The sequence below is a fragment of the Pseudomonas brenneri genome, assembly GCF_007858285.1.
In the GTDB taxonomy this organism is placed as follows: Bacteria; Pseudomonadota; Gammaproteobacteria; order Pseudomonadales; family Pseudomonadaceae; genus Aquipseudomonas; species Aquipseudomonas brenneri.
This window is the reverse complement of the sequence record NZ_VFIL01000012.1, coordinates 123,973-141,842: the sequence shown is the minus strand read 5'-3', so window position 1 is coordinate 141,842 and position 17,870 is coordinate 123,973. Positions and strand designations below refer to the sequence as shown.

The window sequence follows — 17,870 nt, the reverse complement described above, 5'->3', positions numbered from 1 at the left end:
TGCAATGAGAGCACCCGGGTAATGGGATGTTGGTGCTTTATGAATAGACGTGTTCAATACAGGCTGCGAAGCCAAACACTTTGACGACTTTGAAGATTGTTGAAGTTCTCGCAGCCTATATAATCGTCGAGTCAAAAATTTATGGCTTTAGTTTTTTCAGCAATGAGCTAGGTTGGGGATTTTGTAAACTTTACAACCGGTTTGAAAATGCTCGGGTTGGGATTGGACTCTGAATATATTACGCGTCCTTTCGGTTTGCCGAAAGCTGGTATGAATTGTATGAATTTTCTCAATTTCGGTTGTTTCTGTTTGTGAGTATCTTGAGTGTTGCTGGCCTCTGTCATGCTTTGAGGTGTTAGTGTATTAGTTGAAGGTGTGATCTTCATATGAATACCTCTAGTTGTAGTTCTAAAGCTTATATGGTCGTCTCTTAGTTTGATTTTGTGTTTTTGAGAATTCTAAAAGACACTGTTAGGTGGTTTTCAGAAGTTTTTGGTTCCCTGTTTGAAATATCTAGCGGGTTTATCGGTAAACTTAAGTAGAGGCAGTTAGTGCCCCCGTCGCAATGACGGGGGCGCCTCTCAAGGGTTAAGGCATCACCGGCGGCATGTACTTCAACGTCGTCCCCAGCGCCCACAGCAAAAACAGCACCAGCGGCGTATGCACCAGCAACTGCACAAACGAAAACCCGATCAAGTCCCGCGCCTTCAAGCCCAGTACCCCCAGCAACGGCAGCATATAGAACGGGTTGATCAGGTTCGGCAGGGCCTCGGCGGCGTTGTAGATCTGCACGGCCCAGCCCAGGTGATATTGCAGGTCATTGGCCACTTGCATCACATACGGTGCTTCGATGATCCACTTGCCACCGCCCGACGGGATGAAGAACCCCAGTACCGCCGAGTACACGCCCATCAGTAGCGCATAGGTGTCGTGGGAGGCGATGGAGGTGAAAAAGGTCGAGATATGGTGGGCCAGGGTCTGGCCGTCACCGCCCTTGACCACGGTCATCAGCGCCGCGATGGAGCCGTACAGCGGGAACTGGATCAATACCCCGGTGGTGGTCGGCACCGCGCGGGTGACCGCGTCGAGGAAGCTGCGCGGGCGCCAGTGCAGTAGGGCGCCGACCATGATGAACAGGAAGTTATAGGTGTTGAGCCCCGAAATCGCGCTGATCGCAGGTTTGGTCGAGAACTCGTGGAACAGCCAGCCGGCGGCCAGCAGCGCCAGCAGGATGGTCAGCAATGGGCTGTGTTCCAGCCATTCCCCCGGGCGGCTTGGCGGTTGTGGCTTGGGCAGGTTGAATGCCGGGTCCACGCCGCAAGCCTTGGCGTCACGCGCCGAATTTGGGCCCGGTGCGGTGACGTAGGCAATGATCAGCGAGACCACGATCAGCGCCAGCAGCAGCACGCCCGATTGCCACAGAAAGATGGTGTCGGTGAAGGGGATGGTCCCGGTGATTGCCAGGATCGACGGCGGCAAGCTGGCCGGGTTGGCCTGCAATTGCGCAGCCGATGACGACAGCCCCAGCGCCCAGACGGCACCCAGGCCCAGGTAGGCCGCCGCGCCAGCGGCGCGATAGTCCATGCGCAAATCCGTGCGCCGGGCCAGGGCCCGCACCAGCAGCCCGCCGAACACCAGGGACAGGCCCCAGTTGAGCAGCGAGGCAACCATCGAGATCAGTGCCACCCACGCCACGGCCGAGCGGCCGTTTTTCGGGATGCGCGCCAGGCGGTCGATCAACTTCACGGCCGGCGGCGAGCTGGCGACCACATAGCCACCAATTACCACAAAGGCCATTTGCATGGTGAATGGGATCAGGCTCCAGAAACCATCGCCAAAGGCCTTGGCGGCGTCGGTCGGTGCCGCGCCCATGCCCAATGCCGCCACGGCGACAATGATCACGGCGAGGGCGGCAAACACCCAGGAGTCAGGAAACCAGCGTTCGGCAAAGTTCGAGCAACGCAGGGCAAAGCGGGCATAGCGGCTTTCTTCGATAGGATCGGCCACGTTATTTACCTCTTGTATTTATTATGGGGCGGATTGCAGGCATCTTGGCCCAAGGCCATTTATTTGGGAATGTTGTTATTTTCATGGATCAATGAGTAAAACGAATATATCCGCGGCGATTGCCAGGATCCGGCCCAGCTCATAACCTGCACGCCTTTTCGTTTGTCTGCCGAGCTTCTCCATGACTGCCAGCACTTATCCACAGGCGCAGCGTTTTTCCCGCTCCGACTACAAAACCCTGGGCCTGGCCGCCTTGGGCGGTGCCCTGGAAATCTACGACTTCATCATCTTCGTCTTTTTTGCCCTGACCCTGAGCCAGTTGTTCTTCCCTCCGCAAATGCCCGAATGGCTGCGCCTGCTGCAGAGTTTCGGGATTTTCGTCACCGGCTACCTGGCGCGACCACTGGGCGGCATCCTGATGGCGCACTTTGCCGATCACTTGGGGCGCAAGCGGGTGTTCAGCCTGAGCATCCTGATGATGGCGTTGCCGTGCCTGCTGATCGGGATCATGCCGACCTACGCGCAAATTGGCTATTTCGCGCCACTGATCCTACTGGCGCTGCGGGTGTTGCAGGGCGCGGCGGTGGGCGGTGAAGTGCCCAGCGCCTGGGTCTTCGTCGCCGAGCACGCCCCTGCCAACCATCGCGGTTATGCCTTGGGGTTCCTGCAAGCCGGGCTGACCTTCGGTTACCTGCTGGGGGCATTGACGGCGACCTTGCTGGCGCAGATGTTCACCGCTGAACAAATCCTCGACTACGCCTGGCGCTTTCCGTTTCTGTTGGGCGGTGTGTTTGGCGTGATTGGTGTCTGGCTGCGCCGTTGGCTCAGCGAAACCCCAGTATTCCTGGCCATGCAGGCGCGCCGCCAGGCCGACGCCGAACTGCCGCTGCGCACGGTATTGCGCGACCACCGGCAAGCGCTGTTGCCGGCCATGCTCCTGACCTGCGTGCTGACCTCGGCGGTGGTGGTGCTGGTCGTGATCACCCCGACCATGATGCAGAAAACCTTCGGCATGAGCCCCAGCCACACCTTCGCCCTGAGCGCATTGGGCATCGTCTTCCTGAATATCGGTTGCGTGCTCGCCGGCCTGTTGGTGGATCGCATTGGCGCCTGGCGCGCGGTGCTGGTCTACAGCCTGCTGTTGCCGGTCGGTATCGCCGTGCTCTACGCCAGCCTGATCGCCGGCGGCGTGTGGCTGGGTGCGGCATATGCCGTTGCCGGGTTGAGTTGCGGGGTGGTGGGCGCAGTGCCATCGGTGATGGTCAGCCTGTTTCCGGCGCAGATCCGTGTGTCGGGGATTTCCTTTACCTACAACATTGCCTACGCGCTGTGGGCGAGCACGACACCGCTGATGCTGATTGCATTAATGCCCACCAGCCCGTGGATTTGCGTCGGGTATTGCGTGGTGATGGGCGCGGTCGGCGTGGCCAGCGCGTTGCGGTTTGGCCGGCGTGGCGCGCTGGCGTGATTGGATACACGCAGCTCCCACCTTTGATCCTTGTTGTACTGGGCAAGGTGTTTGACAGCCCCCCTATGTCTTGCTTGGCTAACACCCTGATGGCCGCAGCATGACAATAATGAAATCCATACCGAAGGTTTCCATTTATCGCTCTATGATCAGCGCACATCCCCCCCTTGAGGACATTCCATGAGCGCAGGACACAACCACGCCACCGTACGCGCAGGCCACGAACGCAAGTTATGGCTGGCCCTGGGGCTGACCGGCAGCTTCATGATTGCCGAAGTGATCGGCGCCTTTGTCACCGGCAGCCTGGCGCTGTTGTCCGACGCCGCGCACATGATGACCGACACCCTGGCCCTGGCCATCTCCCTGGTGGCGATCCAGGTCGCCAAGCGCGCCGCTGACCGCAAACGCACTTTTGGTTATGCCCGTTTCGAGATCCTGGCGGCGGCGTTCAATGCGCTGTTGTTGTTCGTGGTGGCGTTCTACATCCTCTATGAGGCTTACCAGCGCTTGCAGGCACCGGCCGAAATCCAGTCCACCGGCATGCTGGTGATTGCCGTGCTGGGGCTGATCGTCAACCTGATTTCCATGCGCCTGCTCAGCGCCGCCAGCGATGAAAGCCTGAACGTCAAGGGTGCCTACCTGGAAGTCTGGAGCGATATGCTCGGTTCCATCGGGGTGATCCTGGCGGCGGTGGTGATCATGTTCACCGGCTGGGCCTGGGTCGACTCGGTGGTAGCCGCAGCGATTGGTTTCTGGGTCCTGCCAAGAACCTGGACGCTGCTCAAGGAAAGCATGAACGTGCTGTTGCAAGGTGTGCCGGACGGTATTGATATCGACGCAGTGGAGCAGGCCATCTGCGCTGTGCCTGGGGTCAAGGAGGTGCACGACCTGCATGTCTGGGCCCTGACCAGCGGTAAAAACGTGCTGAGCACCCATCTGGTAGCGGACCCGGCACTGGGCAGCGAACAACAGATCCTGGCCCAGGTGACAGAGTTGCTGTATGAACAATTCGATATTTCCCACGTCACCCTCCAGATCGAAGGCGAGGGTTTTCATCAGGAACCGATCGCGCACTGACCGCTATTCGCGGTCTTCCAACACATAACCAACCCCGCGCAAGGTGTGGATCAACTTGCGCTCGAACGGGTCATCGATCTTCGCGCGCAGGCGGCGGATCGAGACCTCGACCACGTTGGTGTCGCAATCGAAGTTCATGTCCCACACAAACGAGATGATTTGCGTGCGCGACAGCACCACGCCGCTCTGGCGCATCAGCAAGTGCAGCAACGCAAACTCCTTGGTAGTCAGGTCAATGCGCTGGTTGCCGCGAAAGGCCCGGTGGCGGCCCTGGTCCAGTTCCAGGTCGCCCACCCGCAGTACGTCCGGCACGGCGGCCTCGACACTGCGGCGCATCAGGGTGCGGACCCTGGCCAGCAGTTCGGGAAACTCGAAAGGCTTGACCAGGTAGTCATCGGCGCCCAGTTCCAGGCCCTTGATCTTGTCGGCCAGGCGCCCTTGGGCAGTCAACATCATGATGCGGGTGTTGCTGGTCTGGCGGATCCGCTGCAGCACATCCCAACCGTCCATCAGTGGCAGGTTCACATCCAGAATCACCAGTTCATAGGTGTGTTGCCTGGACAGGTGCAAGCCGTCGGCACCGCTGGCCGCGCAGTCCACCACATAGCCACTTTCGCTCAGTCCCTGATGCAAGTAATCGGCAGTTTTCAGTTCATCTTCGATAACCAGGATTCGCATGTCGAGCGTGCCTCGGGGCAGGGGAAAGTATCAGCGTGTTGCCGCGAAGGTTAAAGCAAAAGCCCGTTCCAGAGCCTTTGCTAACGGATTTGTAATGTTCTGGCCACCCCTCTGATAAGTGGCGAAAGTTACATTGCCCGTGCTTGGATTTATCCGCCAACTCATGGGTGTGGAACGCTTGCTATGCCAACGTTTTTAAGAACAATTGTGTGCTCCTTCATAGGGGTATTGGCGATGGTCCAAGTGGCCAGCGCCAATACCCTGACCCTCGAATCGGCCCTGCAAAGTGCCTTTGCCGACAACCCGGACCTGGCCGCCGCGCAATGGGAAATCGACATCGCCCAGGGCGGTCGGCAGCAGGCCGGGCTGATCCCCAACCCGGTGGCCTCCTGGGACGCCGAAGACACCCGCCGCAGCACCCGCACCACCACCCTCAAGCTGACCCAGACCCTGGAGCTGGGTGGCAAGCGTGGGGCGCGGATTGATGTGGCTTCGCGGGCACAAGATGCGGCCGCCCAGGAGCTGGAGCAGCGCCGCAACCTGTTGCGGGCCGAGGTCATCGATGGCTTTTATGGCGCCCTGCGGGCCCAGGAACGCCTGGAGCTGGCCCAGCGTTCAGTCGCGCTGGCCGAGCGCGGGCTGGTGGTTGCCAATGGCCGAGTCACGGCGGGCAAGTCGTCGCCGGTCGAAGCCACCCGCGCGCAGGTACAGCTCTCGGAAATCCGCCTGGAACGCAGCCGTGCCGAGATCGGCGTGACCGATGCCTATCGCCGACTGGCGGCGATCACCGGCAACGCCAATACCGATTTCCAGCGCGTCGAGGCTGGCGCTTCAGCCATTCCGGCATTGCCGTCCAGCACACAGCTGCTGGCGCGCCTGGAAAACACCGCCGAACTGCGTCTGGCTGAACTGCAAATCCAGCAGCGTGAAGCCGGCCTGGGCCTGGAAAAGGCCCAGCGGATTCCCGACCTCGACGTGTCCATCGGCAGCCAGTACGACGCCAGCGTCCGCGAGCGCGTCAACCTGGTAGGTGTGTCGATGCCGATCCCGCTGTTCAACCGCAACCAGGGCAATGTACTGGCCGCCAGCCGCCGTGCCGACCAGGCGCGCGACCTGCGCAACGCCACCGAACTGCGCCTGCGCACCGAAACCCGCCAGGCCCTGGACCTGTGGTCGACCGCCAACAGTGAAGTGCGGGCCTTCAACCAAGTGATCCTGCCCGCCGCCCAAAGTGCGGTGGACAGCGCCACCCGTGGCTTTGAGATGGGCAAGTTCAACTTCCTCGATGTGCTCGACGCCCAGCGCACCTTGATCGCAGCCCGCACCCAATACCTCGCCGCACTCGCCCAGGCCACTGACGCCTGGGTGCGCATCGAACGGATTTACGGCGACCTCGCCCGCATTTGATCTTTCAGGAGTTCCCCATGAACAAACAACAAGGCCTGGCTCTGGCCGTCGCAGTGGCCATTGCCCTTGGGGCGATGGTGTTTTGGCCGGCTACCAGCGTTGCACCTTCGGCACCGGCACCTGCAGCGAGCGTCGAAGCGCCGGCGGAGGAAGAGGAAGAGGGCGCGCTGGTGCTCAATGAGCAGCAGATCCAGGCCGCCGGTATTCAACTGGCCAAGGCTCAGCCCCGGCAAATCAGCACGTTGCTGTCGTTGCCGGGCGAGGTGCGATTCGATGAGGACCGCACCTCCCACATCGTGCCGCGTGCGGCGGGCGTGGTGGAATCGGTCAAGGTCAACCTCGGGCAGAAGGTGAAGCAGGGTGAGCTGTTGGCGGTGATCGCCAGCCAGCAGATTTCTGATCAGCGCAGTGAGTTGGCGGCCAGCGAGCGCCGGGTCGAACTGGCCCGAACCACCTTCCAGCGCGAGCGCCAGTTATGGCAGGACAAGATCTCTGCCGAGCAGGATTACCTGCTGGCGCGCCAGACCCTGCAAGAAGCCGAGATCGCCCTGAACAACGCGCGGCAAAAGATGAACGCCCTGAGTGGCAGCGCGGTCCTGGCCGGCGGCAATCGCTATGAATTGCGTGCGCCGTTTGCGGGCGTGGTCGTGGAAAAACACCTGGGCGTCGGCGAGGTGGTGAGTGAGACCAGTGCCGCCTTTACCTTGTCGGACCTGTCCCAGGTGTGGGTCACGTTTGGTGTGTTCCCCAAGGATCTGAACAAGGTCCAGGTCGGCAAACCGGTGAAGGTCAGCTCCACGGAAATGGGCACCGACGTGATGGGCACCGTGGCCTATGTCGGCAACTTGCTGGGTGAGCAGACGCGTACCGCAACGGTACGGGTCAGCGTGGCCAACCCCGACGACTCCTGGCGCCCCGGGTTGTTCGTGGCGGTGCAGGTGGCCACGGATACTTACTCGGCGGCGGTCACCGTGCCGGTGGAGGCGATCCAGACCGTAGAAGACAAACCGTCGCTGTTTGTGCGCACCGCCGAAGGCTTCATCACCCGCCACGTTGAGCTGGGTGTCAGTGAAAACGGCTTTGTCGAAGTGCGCCAGGGCCTGGAGGCCGGTGCACAGGTGGCGACCGTTGGCAGCTTCGTCCTCAAGTCCGAGCTGGGCAAGGCTTCGGCCGAGCACGCCCATTGATCCTGCGAGTGATTCCTCATGTTTGAACGTCTGATTCAATTTGCCATCGAGCAGCGCATCATCGTGCTGCTGGCGGTGTTGTTGATGGCCGGTGTCGGCATCGCCAGCTACCAGAAACTGCCCATCGACGCAGTGCCGGATATCACTAACGTCCAGGTGCAGATCAACTCGGCGGCGGCCGGTTTTTCACCGCTGGAAACCGAACAGCGCATCACCTTTCCCATTGAAACCGCGATGGCCGGCTTGCCAGGCTTGCAGCAGACCCGTTCGCTGTCGCGTTCGGGGCTGTCCCAGGTCACGGTGATCTTCAAGGACGGCACCGACCTGTTCTTCGCCCGGCAACTGGTCAACGAACGCTTGCAGGTGGCCCGCGAGCAGTTGCCGGACGGTATTGAAACGGCGATGGGGCCGATTTCCACGGGCCTTGGGGAAATTTTCCTGTGGACCGTGGAAGCTGAAGACGGCGCACGCAAGGAAGATGGCTCGGCCTATACGCCAACGGACCTGCGGGTGATCCAGGACTGGATCATCAAGCCGCAGTTGCGCAACGTGCCCGGCGTGGCCGAGATCAATACCATTGGTGGTTTCGCCAAGGAATATCAGGTCGCCCCGGACCCCAAGCGCCTGGCGGCCTACAACCTGACCTTGAACGACCTGGTGACGGCGCTTGAGCGTAACAACGCCAACGTCGGTGCCGGTTATATCGAGCGCAGTGGCGAACAGTTGCTGATCCGTGCGCCGGGGCAAGTGGCGTCCATCGACGACATTGCCAATATCGTCATCAACACTGTCGACGGTACGCCGATCCGCGTGCGCAATGTGGCTCAGGTCGATATCGGCCGTGAGTTGCGCACCGGCGCGGCCACCGAAAATGGCCGCGAAGTGGTGCTCGGCACAGTGTTCATGTTGATCGGCGAAAACAGCCGCACCGTGTCCCAGGCCGTGGCGAAAAAGCTCGAAGAGATCAACCGCTCCCTGCCTGAAGGCGTGGTGGCGGTCACGGTTTACGACCGCACCAACCTGGTAGAAAAAGCCATCGCCACCGTGAAGAAAAACCTCTTCGAAGGTGCGCTGCTGGTGATCGTGATTCTGTTCCTGTTCCTGGGCAATATCCGCGCGGCGCTGATCACCGCGATGGTGATCCCGCTGGCGATGCTGTTCACCTTTACCGGGATGTTCACCAACAAAGTCAGCGCCAACCTGATGAGCCTTGGCGCGCTGGATTTCGGGATTATCGTCGATGGCGCGGTGGTGATCGTGGAGAACGCCATCCGTCGCCTGGCCCATGCGCAGCAACGCCATGGTCGCCTGCTGACGCGCAGTGAGCGCCTGCACGAAGTATTCGCCGCCGCCAAGGAAGCGCGTCGTGCGCTGATCTTCGGGCAGTTGATCATCATGGTGGTGTACCTGCCGATCTTTGCCCTGACCGGGGTGGCCGGGAAGATGTTCCACCCGATGGCCTTCACCGTGGTGGTGGCATTGCTCGGTGCGATGATTCTGTCGGTGACCTTCGTCCCGGCGGCCATTGCGCTGTTCGTCACCGGCAAGGTCAAGGAAGAAGAGAACTGGGTAATGCGCACCGCACGCCGGGGCTATGCGCCGGTGCTGGATTGGGTGATGGCGCACCGTAGCTGGGCGTTCGGCCTGGCGCTGTTGACCATTGTGGTGTCTGGCGCCGTGGCCAGCCGCATGGGCAGCGAGTTTATCCCCAGCCTCAGCGAAGGTGACTTTGCCCAGCAAGCCATGCGTGTGCCGGGCACCAGCCTGACGCAGTCGGTACAGATGCAGCAGCAACTGGAAAAAACCTTGATGGCCCAGGTGCCGGAGATCCAGCGGGTATTTGCCCGGACCGGCACCGCGGAAATCGCCTCCGACCCGATGCCACCGAATATTTCCGACAGCTATCTGATGCTCAAGCCCAAGGATCAATGGCCCGATCCGAAGAAGTCCCGTGAAACCCTGATCGCCGAGATCCAGCGGGCCAGTGCGATTGTGCCGGGCAGTCAGTACGAGCTGTCGCAACCGATCCAGCTGCGCTTCAACGAGCTTATTTCCGGGGTGCGCAGTGATGTGGCGGTGAAGGTGTTTGGCGATGATCGGGACGTTCTGAACAAGACCGCCGGGGAGATTGCCGAGACCTTGCAGAAGCTCAATGGCGCTTCGGAAGTGAAGGTGGAACAAACTTCTGGCCTGCCAGTGCTGACCATCAATATCGACCGTGACAAGGCGGCGCGGTTTGGCCTGAATGTGGGCGATGTGCAAGACACCATCGCCGTCGCCGTGGGCGGGCGCAAGGCCGGCATGCTGTACGAAGGTGATCGGCGTTTCGACATGGTGGTGCGTTTATCGGAAACCCTGCGTACCGATATCGAAGGCTTGTCGCGGCTATTGATCCCGATCCCGGCGCTGGCCGGCAACACCTCGGGCCAACTGGGTTTTATTGCCTTGTCGCAAGTCGCCAGCCTGGACCTGGTCCTGGGCCCGAACCAGATCAGCCGCGAAAACGGTAAGCGCCTGGTGATCGTCAGCGCCAACGTGCGCGGGCGGGATATCGGCTCGTTTGTCGCAGAAGCGGAAAGTGCGCTGGCGCAGCAGGTGAAGATCCCCGCCGGCTACTGGACCACCTGGGGTGGCCAGTTCGAGCAACTCAAGGAGGCGTCCGAACGCCTGCGGGTGGTGGTGCCGGTGGCATTGCTGCTGGTGTTCGGGTTGCTGTTCATGATGTTCAACAACCTCAAGGACGGGCTGCTGGTATTCACCGGGATCCCCTTCGCGTTGACCGGTGGGATCATGGCGCTGTGGCTGCGCGATATACCGTTGTCGATTTCCGCTGGGGTGGGGTTCATTGCACTGTCGGGGGTGGCTGTACTGAACGGCCTGGTGATGATTGCCTTCATCCGCAACCTGCGTGAGGAAGGGCGCTCGTTGTCGGTGGCGATCAACGAAGGGGCGCTGACGCGCTTGCGTCCGGTGTTGATGACGGCGTTGGTCGCCTCCCTGGGCTTTATCCCCATGGCCCTGGCCACCGGCACCGGCGCCGAAGTGCAACGGCCGCTGGCGACGGTGGTGATTGGCGGGATTATTTCTTCGACGCTGCTGACGTTGCTGGTGCTGCCAGCGTTGTATCAGTGGGCTCATCGCCGCGACGAGGAGCCCGTGTAGGCTGGGGATGGTGGCCGGGAGAACACTGCAACGTTATTCGCGGGCAAGCCCGTGGGGAAATATCAACCTGAACAAGGTAATGCCGTCTGGCACGCTACTGACATCAGCCTGCCCCTGGTGCAAGGTCATGATCGAACGCACGATTGCCAGTCCCAACCCGGTGCCACCTTCGGTGCGGGCGCGGCTGTTGTCGGCACGGTAGAAACGTTCGAACAGGTGGGGCAGGTGTTGCGCCTCAATCCCCACGCCAGGGTTGCTCACCGACAGCGAGGCCCCCTTGGCGTGAGGTTCGATCAGCAGCGAAATGCACGAACCGTCCGGGCTGTGGCGAATGGCGTTGGACAGCAGGTTGGAAATAGCCCGTTGGATCATCAGCCGGTCACCCTGGACACAGGCATCGCCGGACAGGCTCAAGGTCAACTGTTTGTCTTCGGCACTCAGGGCAAACAGTTCCATGACGCGGTGGGCTTCATCGGCCAGGCTCACGGCTTCAAACGAAGCCCGCGCCGCCGGATGGCTGACCTGGGCGAGAAACAGCATGTCGGCGACGATCCGCGCCAGGCGGTCCAGCTCTTCGGTGCTCGATTCCAGCGCCGACTTGTAGTCCTCAGGCGCCCGGGCACGGGACAGTGTGACCTGGGCCTTGCCCATCAGGTTGGTCAGGGGCGCACGCAGTTCATGGGCCAGGTCGTCGGAGAATTGCGACAACTGCTGCACACCGGCATCCAGGCGATCGAGCATGAAGTTGATGCCCTGGGCCAGTTCACTGAGCTCCCTGGGCAGGTTCTCGACGGTCAGGCGATGGGTCAGGTCCTGGGTCGTGACTTTGCCGGCGACGCGGCTGAATTGCTGCAACGGTGCCAGCCCGCGCTGCACCAGCCACCAGGCGCCCATGCCGATCAGAATCAACAGCAGCGGCAGTGCGATCACCGTGGAGCGCAGGTAGGCACTGAGTAACGCTTGATCGTCGGAGCGGTTCAGGGACAGCAGCACCCGCACATTATCCCCGCTGCTCAAGCGCATCCGGCTCGACGCGCTGAGGATCTGATTGCCGTGCCCATCGATCCAATTGAGAAAACTCAACTGTTCGCGCGCTGCAAAGTTGAGCAACAACGGTTCCTGAGGCTTTGCACCAACACTCAGCAGCACGGTGTCGGCGGGCGCGGGGCCGATGATACTCAGGTAGAAATTGTCGTGGCCCATCACCAGGTCCAGCAAAGAATGGGGGCGAGCACTGATGTCTCGGGGGTTGAGGTCCTGGAGCAGGCTGTGTTGGATCTGTTCCATCTTGCTTTCCAGGCCCTTGCGCGCGAGGTTTTCCAGCTCATGGGTGAGGGCCAGGTACGCCAGGGTCGCCAGCAGCACCACCAGGCCTGCGCCCATCAGGCTGACGGTGAGCCCCAGGCGCATGGATAAGCTGCCGGTTCTCATGGGCGTTCTTCCAGTACGTAACCCACGCCACGAATGGTGTGGATCAATTTGACCTCGCTCTGGTCATCGACCTTGGCCCGCAGCCGGCTGATCGACACCTCCACCACATTGGTGTCGCAGTCGAAGTTCATGTCCCAGACCAGCGAGATAATCTGCGTGCGGGTCAGCACTTCACCGCTCTGGCGCATCAAAACCTGCAACAGCGCGAACTCCTTGGTGGTCAGGTCAATGCGTCGCGTGCCCCGGTACGCACGGTGGCGACGCGGGTCCAGCTCCAGGTCCGAGACGCGGAAAACTTCCGGTAACGCGATGGGTTCACTGCGCCGCAGCAACGTGCGCACCCGGGCCAGCAACTCGGGAAACTCGAAGGGTTTGACCAGGTAATCATCGGCGCCCATGTCCAGGCCCTTGATCTTGTCGGCCAGGCGGCCGCGGGCGGTGAGCATCATGACGCGCAAGGTGGTGTCGCGGCGCAGTTGCTCCAGCACTTGCCAGCCGTCCTTGCCAGGCAGGTTGACATCAAGGATCACCAATTCGTAATGGTGCTGCCCGGCCAGGTGCAGACCGTCGACGCCGCTGGCGGCACGATCGACGACATAGCCGCTTTCACTCAAGCCTTGATGCAAGTAGTCGGCAGTTTTTGGCTCGTCCTCAACCACAAGGATACGCATACAGATTGACCTCTTACTGATAAGCGAATAGGAGAATGGAGCTACGCGGGAGAAGGGCTGTAGTCCTGGATGTAGGAAAATTCTGAGCCTTGAAGCTACTTCAGGGTCAAGGCGCATCCCGAGCAATCGCGCTGTTTGGGCGCCAGTGCGACAATTAGTCGCCAGGGGCGGGAGGTGATTGCATCGAGCGGGCAAAAAAAAGCGCCCGTAAGGGCGCTAAAAATTCATCTCCTTCCAAAGGAGCTCCACAAAAAAAGCTTCAAGAGATGAATGTGCTCGGTGTGCGCCGCTCAGATGGCCTCTGGGGCCGGTGTATCCGAGGGCGCTGGCGTTTGCTCGGCCACGGCTTCGCTGCCATGGATCTGTTGCTGTTGCTGGCGAAACTCGGCCAGGAACTGGCGTGAACGATCACTGCCGTCGTCGGCCAGTGCCGCGGTGGAGGCTGTGCTGAGTAAAACGGTGAATAAAATATGCAGTGGCTTCATAAACTTTCTCCGCAAAGGACCTTTGCCGTTAGTTGCAGGAAATCGCCTCGGCCGGTCGATGCAGGCAGTATATAAAGTTCAACTTAACGAGAACGTGAGGCGCATATTACAGTTCTGACAGGCTGCAAATTGTGAAGAAGTGCTAGTCAACGGCAAGTGAATGTAAGCACTTGCCGTTGAGTGTGATCAGAGGATGGCCAGCGGATATTCCATGATCAGCCGGAATTCTTCCAGGTCCGACTCAAAGGCACTTGAGCGCACCGTCGCCTGGCGAATGCGTACGGACAGATCTTTCAACGTACCGCCCTGGAACACGTACTTGGCCTCGATATCGCGCTCCCAGCGGCGTTGGTCGGTGAGCGGGTCACCCAAGGCGTCGCGGCGCATATACACCGAGTTGGCGTTGCTGTAGTCGGCGCCCGTGCCCTTGCCATAACGGGTCATGAACGACAGGCCCGGGATGCCCAGGGTCTGCATGTCCAGGTCATAACGCAGGGCCCAGGAGCGCTCCTTGGGCGAGTTGAAGTCGCTGTACTGGATCGAGTTGTCGAGGAAAATCGAGTCCGACTGACGCAGGTAATCGAAGTCATTGTTGCCGTTGTTGCGCTGGTGCGACAGGGCCAGTTGGTGCGCGCCGACCTTCACCCCAAGCTTGGCACTCCAGATATTGTTGTTGAGTTCGCCCAGCAGTTTTTTGCCTTCATCCTGGGCGTTGTAGTAATTGAAGCCGCCAAACACCGACACCTCTTCTGTCAGTGGATAATTGGCCGCCGTACCGAAATAGTACTGATCCCAGGCGTCCTTCAAGCGGCTGCTGTAAAGGCTGAGGCTCACGTTTGGGTTCAGTTGATAGTCGCCCCCGAAGTAACCGACCCACGGCGAATTCACATTGCCGGCATAAAACGTCGCGAAGCCGTCACGCATGCTGCTGTTGGTGGGCTGGCTCATGGCATGCAAGCGTCCGCCTTGCAGGCTCAAGCCCTCTAGGCTGGTATTTTCCACGGTGACACCGCGAAAGCTTTCCGGCAGCAGGCGTGAGTCACCGTAGTGCACCACCGGGGTTTTCGGGAACACATCACCGACCCTGACCACGGTATCGAACAGGCGCATTTTCACCGCGCCGCCGAGTTTGCTGTAGTCGTCTTCGGGGCGGTTGTCGCTGTCTACCGGCAACATGCCGAAGGAGCCCTTGCCGCCGCTGCGCCCCGTGCCGGAATCGAGCTTGAGGCCGTACATGGCAAAGGCATCCAGGCCAAACCCCACGGTGCCCTGGGTGAAGCCGGACTCGAATTTGCCGATCAGGCCCTGGGCCCAGGCTTCCGAGTAGCCGTTGCCGGTCGGGCTGGACTGGCCCTTGCGGTCATCACGGTTGAAGTAAAAATTGCGGGCCAGCACGTTCAACGTACTGCCCTCGATAAACCCTTCGGGCTTGTCTTCCACCGCCATGCTCGCCAGCGGCGTAGCGCCAGCCAGTGCGGCGATGATGGAAAGAGAAAGTGTGTGCTTAGTGCGCATGTATCGCTCCTCGGTGTTGGCAGCTATTAGCTTTTTTAGTCGCCTGGGGCGTTCTTATTGGATGGGCGCCCGAAACCCAGGAGGCCCGGCTTATAGTTGCAAACGCGAGATAACGCAGAGGTGTCACACACATTACAATTTTGCCAGTTATATAGAATCTGACGGATACGTAATCTGCTCGTGACCCTTCTGACAGGGTGCGTTAGTTACTCTCGGCTCTGAACTTTCAACGATGAAATCAGACGAGAGGCACTCTTATGAAACGTTTAACCTTGGCTTTGGGCGTGATGGTTTTTTCGCTTTCCATGGGGGCAATGGCTGAAGTCGGCGGCGATCGCGAGATTGCTCAATTGATGCAGCAGAACCAGCAAGCCATGAGCCGGTACGCAACCGCGCAGGGCAAGCCGGCGCCCCAGGTGCTGGCTTACGAATATGGCATGAAGCTGGATATCGCCAAGGTGGTCAGCGTCACGCCGCCGATTCGTGCCTGTAAGGTCGTGCCTTCGCGCATGACCTATGAAGACTCCAGCGGCACTATCAAGACCCTTGAGTATCAGGTCATGGGCTTGTGCCGTAACAACGGCAGTTGAGGGGCTGAAAAAATAGTTGAGCCTGGGGCTCAAGTACTCTTCAGAAAACGCCAGCAGCGCCGATGGTTAGACAATCCACTAACTATCAGCTCTCCGGTGCCGCCCATGTTCAATACCCGCTTGAAGCAGGAGCTGTCGGCTCTTCGCGAAGAACTGTCCAGCCTGCAGCAGGTCAAGGAAAGCCTGGAGAGCGAGATGCTGGCTTTGAGCCTAGACCCCGAGGGCCGTATCGAGGCGGTCAACCAGAACTTCCTCGACGAAATGGTCTACCGGTCCGGCGACTTGCTGGGGCACGCTATTCATCAGTTTGTACCGGAGCATGTGAGGCGCGATGAGTTCCAGCAACGTTTCAACAACGCCCTGAGTCGTGGCGAGCACTTTGCCGGCACCGTGCGCTTGCTGCGTGGCAACGGCAAGGAGGCGTGGTTGCGTTCCATCGTGCAGCCGGTGCGTGGCGCGGATGGACGCATCAAGCGTTTCTCGGTGTACTCCAGCGACTTGACCCGCACCATCGAAGCCTCCCGCGAGCACGAAAACCTGATCGCCGCATTGGTGCGTTCCACCGCCGTGATCGAGTTCGACCTCAATGGCAATGTGCTTGCCGCCAACGACCGTTTCCTGCAAGGCATGGGTTACAACCTGGCGCAGATCCAGGGTAAACATCACCGCATGTTCTGTGAGCCGCAGGATTACAACAGTGCTGAGTACCAGGCGTTCTGGAAGCGTTTGAACAGTGGGGAATTTGTCGCCGGGCGCTTCAAGCGCATCGACGCCCATGGCCGCGAGGTCTGGCTGGAGGCGTCTTATAACCCGGTGTTGGATGCCAACGAGCGGCTGTACAAAGTGGTCAAGTTCGCCACGGTGATCACCGATCAGGTCAATCAGGAACGTGCGGTGGCCGAGGCCGCCAACATTGCCTACAGCACCTCATTGCACACCGACAGCAGCGCCCAGCGCGGTACCGCTGTGGTCACCCAGGCGGTGGAAGTGATGCGCGACCTGGCCAAGCACATGGAGCAGGCCGGCGAGGGCATCGAGGCACTCAATGCGCAGTCCCAGGTGATTGGCAGTATCGTCAAGACCATCAGCGGGATTGCCGAGCAGACCAACCTGCTGGCGCTGAACGCAGCCATTGAAGCGGCCCGTGCCGGCGAACAGGGGCGGGGGTTTGCCGTGGTGGCCGATGAAGTACGCCAGTTGGCGTCGCGGACCAGCAAAGCCACTGAGGAAATTGTTGGCGTCGTGCGCCAGAACCAGGACATGGCCCGCGATGCCGTGGCGCTGATGACCGATGGCCGGCTGCAGGCCGAGCAGGGCCTGTCCCTGGCGGCAGAAGCGGGCACGGTGATTGTCGAGATTCAGGACGGCGCGCAGAAAGTGGTGAGTGCGGTTGGTCAGTTTGCCAATCAGTTGTCCACCTAGACACCTGACTCAAGGCCGGCAAGGTCAAAGGTAAGAGCGTCAGGGGGCGTGGATCTCAAAGAGCAACAGATCGAACCACTGCCCGTCGAGCAGGAACGCCTTGCGTGAATGGCCATACTGGGTAAAGCCGCTGCGCTGCAACACCCGCAGCGAGCCGGGGTTCTCTGGGCGCACGGTGGCCTCGATGCGCTTGAGGGCGTGCTCGCCAAAGGCTTTCTCCAGGCCCAGCGCCACGGCTTGCCGGGCCAGGCCGCGCCCGGTGAACTCGGCGCCCATGCGATAACCCAGGGAGGCCGAGTGATAGTAGCGGCGCCGCACCTGGGTAAAGTTGATCCGCCCGACCAGCATGCCGTTTTCTCGGATCAGGTACTGGTAGGCGCGGTCTTCACTGGCCTCCAGCAGTGCGCTCTCGATGGCACGTTGGACCCCTTCGACGGTGTAATACGCCTCTGGCCGGGCATTGATCCAGCTTTCGAAAAACGTCCGATTGGCCAGCTCGAACGCCAGCAGCTCGTTCACGTCATCCCACTGTGGGGGCGTTAATGTCAGGTTCATCCCTGGAAACCTCGCGATGGCAGTAGCGCAGGGGTTCTTCTTCTCACATTCGGGCGGCAGGATTCAAGCGCCGGCTACCATTGCGCCTGCGCCAATGCCAGGGGCGAGGCTCAGCATTTCTGTAGGAGCGAGCTTGCTCGCGAAGAACTCAAATGCACCGCGTTTATCCTGGATAAACACGGCGTTCTCAGGTTCTTCGCGAGCAAGCTCGCTCC

The 17,870-nt window shown here is 60.4% G+C and carries 14 protein-coding genes and 1 pseudogene; 8 read left to right on the top strand and 7 right to left on the bottom strand.

Annotated elements, in window-relative coordinates; genetic code table 11:
• Positions 1 to 588: 588 nt before the first annotated feature.
• On the bottom strand, positions 589 to 2,007 hold the full coding sequence (locus FJD34_RS23640) for a short-chain fatty acid transporter (RefSeq protein ID WP_032859871.1): 1,419 nt from the start codon (positions 2,005 to 2,007) through the stop codon (positions 589 to 591).
• 181 nt (positions 2,008 to 2,188) lie between these two features.
• Here FJD34_RS23640 and FJD34_RS23635 point away from each other — a divergent pair, with 181 nt between their 5' ends.
• Both FJD34_RS23635 and FJD34_RS23630 read left to right on the top strand, forming a co-directional pair.
• Positions 2,189 to 3,475, top strand: coding sequence for an MFS transporter (locus tag FJD34_RS23635; RefSeq protein WP_065944331.1), 1,287 nt, complete (start codon positions 2,189 to 2,191; stop codon positions 3,473 to 3,475).
• A 180-nt stretch (positions 3,476 to 3,655) separates the two neighbouring features.
• On the top strand, positions 3,656 to 4,552 hold the full coding sequence (locus tag FJD34_RS23630) for a cation diffusion facilitator family transporter (RefSeq protein WP_090292979.1): 897 nt from the start codon (positions 3,656 to 3,658) through the stop codon (positions 4,550 to 4,552).
• Between the two features lie 3 nt (positions 4,553 to 4,555).
• Here FJD34_RS23630 and FJD34_RS23625 read toward each other — a convergent pair whose 3' ends face one another.
• Positions 4,556 to 5,230, bottom strand: a complete 675-nt coding sequence (locus FJD34_RS23625) for a heavy metal response regulator transcription factor (protein WP_032859875.1) — start codon at positions 5,228 to 5,230, stop codon at positions 4,556 to 4,558.
• A 183-nt stretch (positions 5,231 to 5,413) separates the two neighbouring features.
• Between FJD34_RS23625 and FJD34_RS23620 the strand changes: the two genes are divergently transcribed.
• From FJD34_RS23620 to FJD34_RS23610, 3 genes are read left to right on the top strand one after another with little or no spacing between them, the layout of a single operon-like run.
• Entirely contained in the window at positions 5,414 to 6,637 is a 1,224-nt protein-coding gene (locus FJD34_RS23620) for a TolC family protein (protein ID WP_065944329.1), read from the top strand.
• Between the two features lie 17 nt (positions 6,638 to 6,654).
• Entirely contained in the window at positions 6,655 to 7,824 is a 1,170-nt protein-coding gene (locus FJD34_RS23615; RefSeq protein WP_090292980.1) for an efflux RND transporter periplasmic adaptor subunit, read from the top strand.
• A gap of 18 nt (positions 7,825 to 7,842) precedes the next feature.
• Positions 7,843 to 10,986: a CusA/CzcA family heavy metal efflux RND transporter gene (locus FJD34_RS23610; RefSeq protein WP_032859880.1), complete on the top strand. Its 3,144-nt coding sequence runs from the start codon at positions 7,843 to 7,845 to the stop codon at positions 10,984 to 10,986.
• A 33-nt stretch (positions 10,987 to 11,019) separates the two neighbouring features.
• Here the strand turns inward: FJD34_RS23610 and FJD34_RS23605 are convergent, their stop codons facing one another.
• The 4 genes from FJD34_RS23605 to FJD34_RS23590 form a co-directional block, all read right to left on the bottom strand.
• Positions 11,020 to 12,417 (bottom strand): heavy metal sensor histidine kinase, encoded by a 1,398-nt coding sequence (locus tag FJD34_RS23605; RefSeq protein WP_032859882.1) that lies wholly within the window; start codon positions 12,415 to 12,417, stop codon positions 11,020 to 11,022.
• On the bottom strand, positions 12,414 to 13,088 hold the full coding sequence (locus FJD34_RS23600) for a heavy metal response regulator transcription factor (protein ID WP_032859884.1): 675 nt from the start codon (positions 13,086 to 13,088) through the stop codon (positions 12,414 to 12,416). Before FJD34_RS23600 ends, FJD34_RS23605 begins: the two co-directional genes overlap by 4 nt.
• 290 nt (positions 13,089 to 13,378) lie before the next feature.
• Entirely contained in the window at positions 13,379 to 13,573 is a 195-nt protein-coding gene (locus FJD34_RS23595) for a hypothetical protein (RefSeq protein ID WP_032859886.1), read from the bottom strand.
• A gap of 186 nt (positions 13,574 to 13,759) precedes the next feature.
• A complete protein-coding gene (locus tag FJD34_RS23590; protein ID WP_065944327.1) occupies positions 13,760 to 15,088 on the bottom strand; it encodes an OprD family porin in 1,329 nt (442 codons plus the stop codon).
• Between the two features lie 257 nt (positions 15,089 to 15,345).
• Between FJD34_RS23590 and FJD34_RS23585 the strand changes: the two genes are divergently transcribed.
• The 3 genes and pseudogenes from FJD34_RS23585 (at position 15,346) to FJD34_RS28920 (ending at position 17,100) form a co-directional block, all read left to right on the top strand.
• Positions 15,346 to 15,678 carry a DUF2790 domain-containing protein gene (locus FJD34_RS23585; protein ID WP_032859890.1) on the top strand — a complete coding sequence of 111 codons (333 nt, stop codon included), beginning with the start codon at positions 15,346 to 15,348 and terminating at the stop codon, positions 15,676 to 15,678.
• 105 nt (positions 15,679 to 15,783) lie between these two features.
• Positions 15,784 to 16,560 (top strand): annotated as a pseudogene (locus FJD34_RS28925) (PAS domain-containing protein); the annotation flags it as partial.
• Positions 16,561 to 16,668: 108 nt separating this feature from the next.
• A complete protein-coding gene (locus FJD34_RS28920) occupies positions 16,669 to 17,100 on the top strand; it encodes a methyl-accepting chemotaxis protein (protein WP_373347773.1) in 432 nt (143 codons plus the stop codon).
• Positions 17,101 to 17,139: 39 nt separating this feature from the next.
• Here the strand turns inward: FJD34_RS28920 and FJD34_RS23575 are convergent, their stop codons facing one another.
• Complete coding sequence (locus FJD34_RS23575) at positions 17,140 to 17,655, bottom strand: GNAT family N-acetyltransferase (protein WP_090292981.1); 516 nt, start codon at positions 17,653 to 17,655, stop codon at positions 17,140 to 17,142.
• Positions 17,656 to 17,870 lie beyond the last annotated feature (215 nt).

Coding starts and splice junctions, on each gene's coding strand:
- FJD34_RS23635 (WP_065944331.1), top strand. CDS start 2,189: ATGACTGCCAGCACTTATCCACAGGCGCAGCGTTTTTCCCGCTCCGAC.
- FJD34_RS23630 (WP_090292979.1), top strand. CDS start 3,656: ATGAGCGCAGGACACAACCACGCCACCGTACGCGCAGGCCACGAACGC.
- FJD34_RS23625 (WP_032859875.1), bottom strand. CDS start 5,230: ATGCGAATCCTGGTTATCGAAGATGAACTGAAAACTGCCGATTACTTG.
- FJD34_RS23620 (WP_065944329.1), top strand. CDS start 5,414: ATGCCAACGTTTTTAAGAACAATTGTGTGCTCCTTCATAGGGGTATTG.
- FJD34_RS23615 (WP_090292980.1), top strand. CDS start 6,655: ATGAACAAACAACAAGGCCTGGCTCTGGCCGTCGCAGTGGCCATTGCC.
- FJD34_RS23610 (WP_032859880.1), top strand. CDS start 7,843: ATGTTTGAACGTCTGATTCAATTTGCCATCGAGCAGCGCATCATCGTG.
- FJD34_RS23605 (WP_032859882.1), bottom strand. CDS start 12,417: ATGAGAACCGGCAGCTTATCCATGCGCCTGGGGCTCACCGTCAGCCTG.
- FJD34_RS23600 (WP_032859884.1), bottom strand. CDS start 13,088: ATGCGTATCCTTGTGGTTGAGGACGAGCCAAAAACTGCCGACTACTTG.
- FJD34_RS23595 (WP_032859886.1), bottom strand. CDS start 13,573: ATGAAGCCACTGCATATTTTATTCACCGTTTTACTCAGCACAGCCTCC.
- FJD34_RS23590 (WP_065944327.1), bottom strand. CDS start 15,088: ATGCGCACTAAGCACACACTTTCTCTTTCCATCATCGCCGCACTGGCT.
- FJD34_RS23585 (WP_032859890.1), top strand. CDS start 15,346: ATGAAACGTTTAACCTTGGCTTTGGGCGTGATGGTTTTTTCGCTTTCC.
- FJD34_RS28920 (WP_373347773.1), top strand. CDS start 16,669: ATGCGCGACCTGGCCAAGCACATGGAGCAGGCCGGCGAGGGCATCGAG.
- FJD34_RS23575 (WP_090292981.1), bottom strand. CDS start 17,655: ATGAACCTGACATTAACGCCCCCACAGTGGGATGACGTGAACGAGCTG.